The sequence below is a fragment of the Bordetella sp. H567 genome, assembly GCF_001704295.1.
Taxonomy (GTDB): domain Bacteria; phylum Pseudomonadota; class Gammaproteobacteria; order Burkholderiales; family Burkholderiaceae_B; genus Bordetella_C.
In genome coordinates, this window is sequence record NZ_CP012334.1 from 5,024,300 (window position 1) to 5,036,517 (window position 12,218).

Annotated in this window: 9 protein-coding genes; 6 read left to right on the forward strand and 3 right to left on the reverse strand. The window is 66.7% G+C overall.

The genetic code is table 11. The features are described from left to right. Nucleotides 1–97: 97 nt before the first annotated feature. Together AKI39_RS22495 and AKI39_RS22500 are read right to left on the reverse strand one after the other, a co-directional pair. Nucleotides 98–4,060 (reverse strand): DUF3683 domain-containing protein, encoded by a 3,963-nt coding sequence (locus tag AKI39_RS22495; RefSeq protein ID WP_066641120.1) that lies wholly within the window; start codon nt 4,058–4,060, stop codon nt 98–100. A 138-nt stretch (nt 4,061–4,198) separates the two neighbouring features. Then, nucleotides 4,199–4,726, reverse strand: a complete 528-nt coding sequence (locus AKI39_RS22500) for a YqaA family protein (RefSeq protein ID WP_066641122.1) — start codon at nt 4,724–4,726, stop codon at nt 4,199–4,201. 67 nt (nt 4,727–4,793) lie between these two features. On the opposite strand from AKI39_RS22500, the gene ilvA reads away from it, so the two are divergent. From ilvA to AKI39_RS22530, 6 genes are all read left to right on the forward strand, one after another. Next, nucleotides 4,794–6,302 carry a threonine ammonia-lyase, biosynthetic gene (gene ilvA / locus AKI39_RS22505; protein ID WP_066641123.1) on the forward strand — a complete coding sequence of 503 codons (1,509 nt, stop codon included), beginning with the start codon at nt 4,794–4,796 and terminating at the stop codon, nt 6,300–6,302. Between the two features lie 39 nt (nt 6,303–6,341). Beyond that, nucleotides 6,342–7,238, forward strand: a complete 897-nt coding sequence (locus AKI39_RS22510) for a LysR family transcriptional regulator (protein ID WP_066641124.1) — start codon at nt 6,342–6,344, stop codon at nt 7,236–7,238. A gap of 119 nt (nt 7,239–7,357) precedes the next feature. After that, the gene (locus tag AKI39_RS22515) at nt 7,358–7,744 is read left to right on the forward strand and encodes a cupin domain-containing protein (RefSeq protein ID WP_066641125.1); all 387 of its coding nucleotides are present in this window, start codon (nt 7,358–7,360) and stop codon (nt 7,742–7,744) included. Nucleotides 7,745–7,838: 94 nt separating this feature from the next. Beyond that, a complete protein-coding gene (locus AKI39_RS22520) occupies nt 7,839–8,828 on the forward strand; it encodes a Bug family tripartite tricarboxylate transporter substrate binding protein (protein ID WP_076879735.1) in 990 nt (329 codons plus the stop codon). Continuing rightward, a complete protein-coding gene (locus AKI39_RS22525; protein WP_066641127.1) occupies nt 8,825–10,060 on the forward strand; it encodes a CaiB/BaiF CoA transferase family protein in 1,236 nt (411 codons plus the stop codon). The genes AKI39_RS22520 and AKI39_RS22525 overlap by 4 nt, the downstream gene beginning before the upstream one ends. Continuing rightward, nucleotides 10,060–11,226, forward strand: a complete 1,167-nt coding sequence (locus tag AKI39_RS22530; protein WP_066641129.1) for an acyl-CoA dehydrogenase family protein — start codon at nt 10,060–10,062, stop codon at nt 11,224–11,226. The genes AKI39_RS22525 and AKI39_RS22530 overlap by 1 nt, the downstream gene beginning before the upstream one ends. Before the next feature lie 205 nt (nt 11,227–11,431). Here AKI39_RS22530 and AKI39_RS22535 read toward each other — a convergent pair whose 3' ends face one another. Continuing rightward, the gene (locus tag AKI39_RS22535; RefSeq protein WP_066641131.1) at nt 11,432–12,172 is read right to left on the reverse strand and encodes an IclR family transcriptional regulator; all 741 of its coding nucleotides are present in this window, start codon (nt 12,170–12,172) and stop codon (nt 11,432–11,434) included. Between the last annotated feature and the right edge of the window lie 46 nt (nt 12,173–12,218).

Sequence of the window (12,218 nt, forward strand, 5' to 3'; positions counted from 1 at the left end):
AGGAAACGAAACTGAGGGTTGGTCAAATATCAAAAATCGCGGCGAGCGCCGCGATTTTTGATCCGATCACGCCGGTTTCTGTTAACCGTAGCGAGCCCTAGACGAGAACCCGCTCTATGCCGCCGGCGTTGGCCTGCTTGACGTAGTCCTGCATCCAGTCCGGGCCCAAGATATGGCGCGCCATCTCCACCACGATGTAATCCGCATCCATCGCCGTGTCGCCCTTGTAGCGCGACAAGCCTTGCAGGCATGACGGGCAGGACGTCAGCACCTTCACGTCGCCGTCGAAGCCGTCCGCGCGCACCGCTTCGTTGCCCTTGCGCAATTCCTCTTCCTTGCGGAAGCGCACCTGCGTGGAGATATCGGGCCGCGTGACGGCCAGCGTGCCGGATTCGCCGCAGCACCGGTCGCTCTTGATGGTGCCGTCGCCGACCAGCGCCTTCACGGTTTTCATCGGGTCCTGCAGCTTCATCGGGGTGTGGCAAGGGTCGTGATACATGTAGCGCACGCCCTGCACGCCGTCCAGCTTGATGCCTTTCTCGAGCAGGTATTCGTGGATGTCCACCAGGCGGCAGCCGGGGAAGATCTTGTCGAACTCATAGCCGGCCAACTGGTCGTAGCATGTGCCGCAGCTGACCACCACCGTCTTGATGTCCAGGTAGTTCAGCGTGTTGGCGACGCGATGGAACAGGACCCGGTTGTCCGTGATGATCTGTTCGGCCTTGTCGGTCATGCCGTTGCCGCGCTGGGGATAGCCGCAGCACAGATAGCCGGGGGGCAGCACGGTCTGCACGCCGGCATGCCACAGCATGGCCTGCGTGGCCAGGCCGACCTGCGAGAACAGGCGTTCCGAGCCGCAGCCGGGGAAGTAGAAGACGGCTTCCGTATCGGCCGACGTGGCGCGCGGGTCGCGGATGATGGGAACGTAGTTCGCGTCCTCGATATCCAGCAGCTTGCGCGCCGTCTGCTTGGGCAGGCCGCCGGGCATCTTCTTGTTGATGAAGTGCACCACCTGCTCGCGCAGCGGCGCCTTGCCCACGGTGGCCGGCGGATGGCGCGTCTGCTTGCGCGCCAGGCCCGACAGCAGGTCGTGGGCCGCGCGCTGTACCTTGTAGCCGACGCCCACCATCGCCTTGCGCGTGGCGTTGATGGTGGCGGGATCCTTGGCGTTCAGGAAGAACATCGCCGCCGCCGTGCCGGGATTGAAGGACTTGCGGCCCATGCGGCGCAACAGCGCACGCATGTTCATCGACACATCGCCGAAGTCGATGTCCACCGGACAGGGGTTGTAGCACTTGTGGCAGACGGTGCAGTGGTCCGCCACGTCCTCGAATTCTTCCCAGTGCTTCAGGCTGACACCGCGCCGGGTCTGCTCTTCGTACAGGAAGGCTTCCACCAGCAGCGAGGTCGCCAGGATCTTGTTGCGTGGCGAATAGAGCAGATTCGCGCGCGGCACATGGGTGGCGCACACCGGCTTGCACTTGCCGCAACGCAGGCAGTCCTTGATGGACGACGAGATGGCGCCGATATCGCTTTGCTGCATGATCAGCGATTCGTGCCCCATCAGGTTGAAGCTGGGCGTCCAGGCATGCGTCAGGTCGGCGCCCGGCATCAGCTTGCCCGCATTGAAGCGGTCATGCGGGTCCACGCGGCGCTTGTAGTCCTGGAAAGGCTGCAATTCTTCCTGCGTCAGGAATTCGTATTTGGTCAGGCCGATGCCGTGCTCGCCGGAGATGACGCCGTCCAGGTCGCGGGCAATCTGCATAATGCGCGCGACGGCTTCATTGGCCTCGCGCAGCATGCCGTAGTCGTCGGAGTTGACGGGAATATTCGTATGCACGTTGCCGTCGCCGGCGTGCATGTGCAGGGCGACGAAGACGCGGCTCTTGAGCACGCGCGCGTGGATGGCGCGCATTTCTTCCAGGACCTTCTGGCAGGCCGAACCGGAAAAAATGCCTTGCAGCTGGGCCAGGACTTCCGTCTTCCACGATACGCGCACGGTGCGGTCCTGCACGACGTCGAAGACGCGCGCGTCCGGCTGCGCCGCGATGCGGTCGGCCAGCGTGGATTGCATATGGCCCATGCCCAGGCCGGCCAGGTCCGGCAGCGCCTGGGTCAGGGGTTTGTCCAGCTGGTTCAGCAGATACTGCCAGCGGGCCCGCGTCATGGCGATCAGTTCGTGCGCCTGGCGCGTGCGCTCGGCCAGGACTTCCGCGCGGATTTCCGCGTCCTCGGCGTCTTCCGCCTTGCCCAGCGGCAGGGGCTGTTCCAAGAAGGCTTCCAGTTCATCGAGCAGGCGCAGCTTGTTGCGCGTGGACAGCTCGATGTTGATGCGTTCGATATGGTCTGTGTATTCGCCCATGCGGCCCAGCGGAATCACCACGTCTTCGTTGATCTTGAAGGCGTTGGTGTGGCGCGCGATGGCGGCGGTGCGCGAGCGGTCGGCCCAGAACTTCTTGCGGGCTTCCGCGCTGACGGCCACGAAGCCTTCGCCGTGGCGCGTATTGGCCAGGCGGACGACTTCGCTGGCGGCCGCGGCCACGGCGGATTCGTTGTCACCGACGATGTCGCCGATCAGGACCATCTTGGGCAATTGGCCGCGCTTGCTCTTGGTGGCGTAGCCGACCGCGCGCAGATAGCGTTCGTCCAGGTGCTCCAGTCCGGCCAGGATGGCACCGCGCTCCTTGCCGTCGGTATCCAGGTAGTGCTTGACGTCGATGATCGACGGGATCGCATCGCGTGCCTGGCCGAAGAACTCCATGCACACCGTGCGCGTGTGCGCCGGCATGCGGTGCAGGACCCAGCGCGCGGACGTGATCAGGCCGTCGCAGCCTTCCTTCTGCACGCCCGGCAGGCCGGCGAGGAATTTGTCCGTGACGTCCTTGCCCAGGCCTTCCTTGCGGAAGCGGCGGCCTTCGATTTCCAGGATTTCGCTGCGCAGCGGCGTTTCGCCGGGCTTGCCGCGGCCGTCGGACCATTTGAGTTCGAAGCGCGCGACGTCCACGTCATGGATCTTGCCGCGGTTGTGCTCCAGACGGGTGACTTCCAGCCAGTTGCCTTCCGGATCCACCATGCGCCACCAGGCCAGGTTATCCAGCGCGGTGCCCCACAGGACGGCCTTCTTGCCGCCCGCGTTCATGGCGATGTTGCCACCGACACAGGACGCTTCGGCGGAGGTCGGGTCCACGGCGAACACATAGCCGGCCTCCGCAGCCGCATCGGCGACGCGCTTGGTGACGACGCCGGCGCCGGTGAAGACCGTGGCCACCGGATCCGCGACGCCGGGCAGTTCGGTCAGTTCGACCTTGCCCAGCGTTTCGAATTTCTCGGTGTTGATAACGGCCGATTTCCAGGTCAGCGGGATCGCGCCGCCGGTGTAGCCGGTGCCGCCCCCGCGCGGGATGATGGTCAGACCGAGTTCGAAGCAGCCGCGCACCAGCGCGGCGATCTCTTCCTCGCTGTCCGGCGTCAGGACGACGAAGGGGTACTCGACGCGCCAGTCGGTGGCGTCCGTGACATGCGACACGCGCGACAGGCCGTCGAACTTGATGTTGTCGCGCACGGTGACGCGCCCCAGCACCTTTTGCGTCTGCCGGCGCAACTGCGCGGTCTGGTCGAACTGGGCCTCGAAGCTGGCCACCGCGGCGCGCGCGCGGTCGATCAGCTGCAGCACCTTTTCGTCGCGGTACAGATCCCGGCCTTCCTGGAAATCGATGCGGCCGGGTTCGCGGCGCTTGTCGATTTCCCCCAGGCGGTGGTGCAAGGCCTCGACCAGCAGGCGGCGGCGCTTGGGGTTGTCCAGCAGGTCGTCCTGCAGATACGGGTTGCGGCGCACCACCCAGATGTCGCCCAGGACCTCGTACAACATGCGGGCGGAGCGGCCCGTGCGGCGTTCGGCGCGCAGATCGGCCAGCAACTGCCAGGCGTCCTCGCCCAACAGACGGCCGACCACTTCGCGATCGGAAAACGAGGTGTAGTTGTAGGGGATCTCACGCAGGCGGGTGCCCGGTGCCGGCGGAACTGCCGCGTTCAATAGCTGGCTGGCGATGGGGGCGTTCATGGAAGCTGAAGGGTGGCCCTTAAAAAATCATTTTAAGCCAAGGGAAGGGGCCGCCCCGGAAAAACCCCAGGGCGGCATGGCGTCCATGCCGGCTGACGCGCAGCTGAAGCTTGCCGCGCGACGGCGACGCGCATGCGCTCAGGCGTGCGGGAACATCCACACCAGGCCGCCGGTCATGGCCAGGTAGCGCAGGAATTTACCGATCGCCATATAGATAACGCAAGGCCAGAATGCCAGGCGCAGCCATCCGGCGACGGCGCACAGCGGGTCGCCCACGGCCGGCACCCAGGACAACAGCAGCGCCGGCGGGCCCACACGGTGCAGCCAGTCGTGCGCCTTGCGGTGCCAGCGGCCCTGGTCGTGCGTGCGGGCCTCGTGGGCGCGATGCGGGTGTTTTTCCTTCCAGCGCTCGGCGGCGCGCCAGGCGCCCCACCCCATGGCGTAGCTGATGGCCCCGCCCACCGTATTGCCCGCCGTGGCGACCAGCACGGCCGGCCAGAACATATCGGGCATCAGCTTGACGTAGCCGAACACGGCGGGCTCCGAACCCAGGGGCAGCAGGGTCGCGGAAACCAGGCAGATGATGAAAATGGCGCTCAGGCCGACCTTGGGCAGCGCCAACGCGGCCAGCAGCCAATTCACAGCGGACGACAGGGCGGCTTCCATGCCACGCAGTGTAGCCGGAACGCTGTGGTAATCTGCCCGACGCTCTCCAACCCGCGCCTTGCAGTCCATGTCCACCGACTACCTGAAACGCATCCTCACTTCGAAAGTCTACGACGTTGCCGTCGAGTCGCCGCTGGAACCCGCCACCCTGCTGTCCCAGCGAATTTCGAACACGGTGCTGCTCAAGCGGGAGGACACCCAGCCGGTCTTCAGCTTCAAGCTGCGCGGCGCGTACAACAAAATGGCCAACATGGCGCCCGCGGCGCTGTCGCGCGGCGTGATCGCCGCATCGGCCGGCAACCACGCCCAGGGCGTCGCGCTGTCGGCCCGCAGGTTGGGCTGCCGCGCCGTCATCGTGATGCCCACCACCACCCCGGCGGTCAAGGTCGACGCCGTGCGGCGGCTGGGCGGCGAAGTCGTGCTGGCGGGCGAAAGCTTCTCCGACGCCTATACGCACGCCAAGGAACTGGAGCACAAGCAGAAGCTCACCTTCGTCCACCCCTTCGACGATCCGGACGTGATCGCCGGCCAGGGCACGGTGGGCATGGAAATCCTGCGCCAGCATCCCGGCACGCTCGATGCGGTTTTCGTCGCCATCGGCGGCGGCGGGCTGATCTCCGGCGTGGCCGCCTATATCAAGCAGCTGCGCCCGGAAGTGAAGATCATCGGCGTGCAGACGGAGGACTCCGACGCCATGCTGCGCAGCGTGCGCGCCGGCCGCCGCGTGGTGCTGAACGACGTCGGGCTTTTTTCCGACGGCACGGCGGTCAAGCAGGTGGGCGCGGAGACCTTCAAGCTGGTGCGCAAATATGTGGACGACTTCGTGGTCGTCGATACGGACGCCATCTGCGCGGCGATCAAGGACGTATTCCAGGATACGCGCAGCGTGCTGGAGCCGGCCGGCGCCATGGCGGTGGCCGGCGCCAAGCAATATCTGGCGCAGCAGAAATGGAAGAACAAGACCGTCGTGGCGATTGCCTGCGGCGCCAACATGAACTTCGACCGCCTGCGCTTCGTCGCCGAACGCGCCGAGGTCGGCGAAATGCGCGAGGCGGTGTTCGTGGTCTCCATGCCCGAACAGCGCGGCAGCTTTCGCAAGTTCTGCGAACTGGTGGGCAACCGCAGCGTCACGGAGTTCAACTACCGCATCTCGGACGCCGTGCGCGCCCACGTCTTCGTCGGCGTACAGGTGTCGTCTCCGTCCGAACCGGAAAAGCTGGCCAACAGCTTCCGCCGCCACGGTTTCGATACGCTGGACCTGACGCACGACGAAATGGCCAAGACCCACCTGCGGCACATGGTGGGGGGCCGTTCGGCCCTGGCGCACGACGAGCTGCTGTACCGTTTCGAGTTCCCCGAGCGTCCCGGCGCGCTGATGCGCTTCCTGAGCGCCATGAATCCGAGCTGGAACATCAGCCTGTTCCATTACCGCAACCAGGGCGCGGACTACGGCCGCATCCTGGTCGGCATCCAGGTACCGCCATCGGACAAGAAGCAATTCAAGGACTTCATCGCCGAACTGGGGTATCCGTGCTGGAACGAGACCGAAAACCCGGCCTATAAACTCATACTCTGATCGACCGCCAATCGCGGGCATACCAGCGGGACGCGCCGGATGGACATCCAGCTCAATGACATCGCATTGTTTGTCGAAGTCGCCAAGCGCAAGAACTTCAGCCATGCGGCCGAAGCGCTGGGCATGCCGTCGGCCACCCTATCCAAGCGGGTCTCCGAACTGGAGCGCCGCGTCGGCCTGCAGCTGCTGACCCGCACGACGCGCCGCATCGACCTGACCGAGGCGGGCGCGCTGTATTTCGAGCGCTGCCGCCACATCATCGAGGAAGCCCGCGTCGCCCACGAGCAGCTGCAGGATATGGCGGCGCTGCCGCGCGGCCGGCTGCGCGTTTCCATGTTCGCCAGCCTGGCCCACCTGGTGCTGCCCGTCGTCATGCGCGAGTTCACGGAGCAATACCCGGACATCGAATGCGAGTTCGACCTGAGCGGGCGACCGCCGGATCCCATCAGCAATCCCTTCGACCTGGTGCTGCGCGCCGGCCAGCAACCGGATTCCAGCCTGGTCTCGCGGCAGTTGATGCTGATGGACCACCAGCTGTTCGCGTCCCATGAATACCTGGCCCAGCACGGCCAGCCGCTGACGCCGGCCGACCTCAGCCACCATGACTGCCTGCGCTTTCCTTCCGCGGACGGCACGTCGTCCTACTGGATGCTGCATTCCGGGGAACGCGTGGAGCGGGTGGCCGTGTTTGGCCGCCTGGTGGCCAATAACATCGGCATGCTGGCGCGGCTGGCGGCGCGCGGCATGGGTATCGTGCCCTTGCCGATGTTCCATGCCATGGAGAACCCCATTGCCGGCCTGGGCCTGGTGCGGGTGCTGCCAGACTGGAGCCTCACCCCCCTGCCCCTGTTCGCCTTGCTGCCCTCGCGGACCATACCCGCCAAGACGCGCGCCTTCCTGGATTTCATCCATCCGCGGCTGCAGGAACGTCGCTGATATCCGCACACGCCTGCCCTGGGGGAGCGTCCCGCACGCCTCCCCAGCCGCAATTCGTCCTTGACTCTACTTTTCATGGTTGTGAAAATACATTCACAGTGCAGAAATCGGAGACAAGGATGCCTCTCTCTACCCCCGCCTGGCTGGTGCGCGAGGCCGGCGTACCCGGCTATCACCCCGCGAACCACCTGGGCACCACCAACCGCCGGCTGATCGGGCGGGAAAACGTGGGCGCGCGCAACGTCGAGGTGATCCTGGGCGTCATCGAAAAAGGCAAGGGCGCCCTGCCGCACGCCCATCCCGGCATCGAGCAGGTGTGCTACCTGCTGTCCGGCACCGCCCGCGCCGAGGTCGACGGCGTCGCCGCCGACATGCAGGCCGGCGACTGCTGCTATTTCCCGCCCGACATCCCGCACGTCTTCACCGTCACCAGCGACGAGCCTGCCCGCCTGCTGGTGATCTACACCCCGCCCTACGAAGAAAACCCGGATCGCGTCGTCCGCTGAAGTCCGACGGGGCATCCCTGCCACCGTGCCGGCCGCGATGCAGGCCCTGCGCAAGCGGCGCCCACCCAAAAAACCAACATACGGAGACAACCCCATGATTCGCTTTCGCTTTATCGGCCGCCTGGCTGCCACGGCGGCCGCCGCCTTCGGCCTGGCGGCGCTGCTGGCGGCGCCCCAGGCGGCACGCGCCGCGTACCCGGACCGGCCCATCACACTGGTCGTGCCCTTCCCGGCCGGCTCCGGCACCGATGCGGTGGGCCGCATCTTTGCCGCGGAGCTGGGCCGCCTGCTGAACGGCCAGGTCGTGGTGGAGAACAAGCCGGGCGGCAACGCCACCATCGCGGCTTCCTACGTGGCGCGCGCCAAGCCCGACGGATATACGCTTTTCGTCACCACCAATACGTCCCATTCGGCCGCGCCCTTCCTGATGAAGAACATCCCCTACGACCCGGTGAAGGACTTCACGCCGATCGCGCGGGGCGGCAACCTGCCGTTCATCCTGGTGGTCAATCCCAAGCTGCCCGTCAAGACGGTGCAGGAGCTGGTCGCCTACGCCAAGGCCCACCCCGGCAAGCTCACCTATGCCAGCGGCAACAGCACGGGCATCGTGGCCGGCGCCACCCTGGCGCGCCGCGCCGGTATCGATATCGTGCATATTCCCTACAAAGGCACGCCCCAGGCCATCACGGACGTGGTCGGCGGGCAGGTAGACATGATGTTCACCGACGTCGCCTCGGGCCTGCCCTTCGTGCAGTCCGGAAAAATGCGGGCGCTGGCCGTATCCACCGCCGCCCGCAGCGCCGTGGTGCCGGATATCCCGTCGATGGAGGACGCCGGCATCAGCGACTTCGATATCAATTCCTGGAACGGCTACTTTGGACCGGCCGGCATGCCGCCCGACGTGGTGCATACGCTGAACACCGCCATCAACAAGATCGTCGCGGAGCCGCAGGTGCGCAAGCAGCTGGCCGGCCTGGGCTTCGATGCCTTCAGCGGCACGCCGGACGACTTCGCCGCCTTCGTCGCGCAGCAGTTGCAGCTGTGGGGCAAGCTGATCAAGGACGCGGGGATAGACCAGCAATGACACAAGACGATGCAGCGGGCGCGGGGGCCGGGGGCGGGCCGCTGGCGGGGGTGCGCATCCTGGACCTGACCGCCGTGGTGATGGGCCCCTATGCCACCCAGGTGCTGGCCGACCTGGGCGCGGACGTCGTCAAGGTGGAATCGCCAGCGGGCGACAACATGCGCGCGGTCGGGCCGATGCGCAACCCCGGCATGGGGCATCTGTACCTGCACCTGAATCGCAACAAGCGCTCCATCGTGCTGGACCTGAAGCAACCGGCGGCCCGCGATGCCTGCCTGGCGCTGGCGCGCGATTGCGATGCCGTGCTGTACAACATCCGGCCGCAAGCCATGGCGCGGCTGGGATTGGACTACGCCGCGTTCGCGGCTCAGCGACCGGGCATCGTGTACGCCGGCGCCTACGGGTATGCGGAAGGCGGCCCCTATGCGGGCCGTCCCGCGTACGACGACCTGATCCAGGGGCAGACCGGCATCGCCGACCTGTTCCGCCGGCAAAGCCAGGACGAACCGCGCTATGCGCCACTGACACTGGCCGACCGCGCCGTCGGCCTGCACGTGGCCATCGCGCTGCTGGCGGCGGTGCTGCACGCGCGCGCCACCGGCCAGGGACAAAGCCTGGAGGTCCCCATGTTCGAAGGCATGGCCCACATGGTGCTGGGCGATCACCTGGGCGGCTGGACCTTCGATCCCCCGCTGGGGGAAACCGGCTACGCACGGCTGCTGGCGCCGCACCGCAAGCCCTACGCCACGCGCGACGGCCACGTCTGCCTGTTGATCTACAACGACAAGCACTGGCGCAATTTCTTTCAGGCGATCGGCCAGCCCGGCATGGCGGCGGACCCGCGCTTCGCCACGCATACCGCGCGCGCGGAACACATCGGCGAGGTCTACGCCTACGTCGCCCAGGTCATGCTGACGCGCGATACGGAAGACTGGCTGCGCCTGCTGGCCGCCGCCGATATCCCCGCCTCGCGCCTGTACGGAATCGAAGACCTGGTCGCCGATCCGCATCTGCGGGCTACCGGTTTCGTCCGTACCGTGGAGCACCCGACGGAAGGCCGCCTGCGCACGCCGGCGCCCCTGGGCCGCTTCGACGGCACGCCCACCGCGCTGCGCCGCCCCGCGCCGCGGTTGGGCGAACACAGTATCGAAGTCCTGCGCGAAGCAGGCTACGCCGAACCGGCCATCCAGGCGCTGCTGGACGCCCAGGCCACTTACGATGGGAAACGTTGATGGATTTCGCCTTCACCCCTGAACAAATCGCCATCCGCGACGCGGTGGATCAGATCTGCGCCCGCTACCCGGACGACTATTGGCTGGAACGCGACCGCGAAGGCGGTTTTCCGCACGACCTGCATGCCGACCTGGCGCGCGACGGCTGGCTGGGAATCGCCATGCCGCCGGAATACGGCGGCGCCGGCCTGGGCATGACCGAAGCCGCGCTGATGATGCAGACCATCGCGGCGTCCGGCGCGGGTTTCGCCGGCGCCTCCGCCGTTCATATGAATATCTTCGGCTTGAACCCGGTGGTGGTGTTCGGCGACGCGGCGCAGCGCGCGCGCTGGCTGCCCGACCTGATCGCCGGCAAGCACAAGGCCTGTTTCGCCGTGACGGAACCCGATGCCGGCCTGGATACCACCCGGCTGACGACACGCGCCGTGCGCGAAGGCGACCACTATGTGGTTCATGGCCGCAAGATCTGGATTTCGACGGCGCAGGTGGCCGACAAGATGCTGCTGCTGGCGCGCACCACGCCGCTGGCCGAGGTGGACAAGCCCACGCACGGACTCTCCCTGTTCTACACGGACCTGGATCGCGAACGCGTGGAAGTGCGCGAGATCGACAAGATGGGCCGCAAGGCGGTCGATTCGAACATGCTGTTCATCGACGGACTGCGCATTCCGGTGACCGACCGCATCGGCGAAGAAGGCCGCGGCTTCGAATACATCCTGCACGGCCTGAACCCGGAACGCATCCTGATCGCCGCCGAAGCCGTGGGCATCGGCCGCGCCGCGCTCGCGCGCGCCGTCCGCTACGCCGGCGAACGCACGGTCTTCGGCCGCCCCATCGGGCAGAACCAGGGCGTGCAGCACCCCTTGGCCCAGGCCTGGATGCAGCTGGAAGCCGCCGACCTGATGGTGTTCAAGGCAGCGTCCCTGTACGACGCCGGACAGCCCTGCGCGCCTTACGCCAACTCGGCGAAATACCTGGCGGCCGAGGCCGGGCACAACGCCTGCCAGACCGCCGTGATGACGCTGGGCGGCATGGGCTATGCCAAGGAATACCACGTGGAGCGCCTGCTGCGCGAAAGCTATATCCCGCGCATCGCCCCCGTCAGCCCGCAGTTGATCCTGTGCTTCATCGCCGAAAAGGTCCTGGGGCTGCCGAAATCCTATTGAGGGGGCCCACCCCCGAAGCGCTACGCGCTTCCCCCCCAGGGGGGCGACGCTGGCGGACCGGAGGGAAGGCCCACCCCCAAGCGCTGCGCGCTTCCCCCTCAAAGGGGGCGACGCCGGCGGACCGGCAAAGCCGGATCCGCGGCGTCCTCGATACGGGGCATCTGTTTCATGCCGCCGGCTTGCGTGGCAACGGCGCGTTGAGGTCCTACTGCGCGTTCTGTTCCAGGGCGGCGCAGGCGGCGCGCAGGATGCGGGCGTAGGCGTCCTGGTTGGGTTCGATGCGATACACGGGAGCGCCCACCGAGATCGCATAGTGTTCGCCGCCCAGCGCCAGCGGCCAGGCGATGGCGCCGACCTCGGCCAGCGACTCTCCCAGGTTGCGAAACCAGCCGCGCTGGCGCGATGCGGCAATGTCGGCCTCCACGGCTTCGGGCGCCACCATCGTCCGGTCGTTGTAGCGGGTCAGGGCACCGCGCCGCAGCAACTCGCCGCGCTTTTCCGCGGGTAGCGTGGACAGCAGCGCCTTGCCCAGCGAATTGGCATGCAGTTCGCGGAATTCGCCGGCCACGGGCGCGTAGCGGATGGTGTGCGGGGAGTCCAGCACTTCCAGGTATACGACCCGGTAATCCGGCGTCAGCTTGGCGAACACCACGGTTTCCTGCGTGGCCTCGCGCAGCTCCAGCAGGCTGGGATACACGCGGTCGCGCACGGGATCGTTGCGGGCGATCTGCTGCGCCATGGCCAGCAACCGGCTGGTGGGGTAGTAGCCGTTGCGGCGGCCCACCTCGTACAGATAGCCCAGTTCGGCCAGGGTGCGGATCAGCGCCAGGCAGCTGGAGACCGGGACCTGCAGCAGGCGTGCCAGTTCGGACAGCGCCAGCGGCCGCTTTTCCCGCGCGTAGACCTCGATGATCTCGATGACCCGCAGGGCCGTCTTGACGCTCATCGTGCTCCTGTCCGGGGACCGCGGCCGCGCTGCGTGATCAACATCG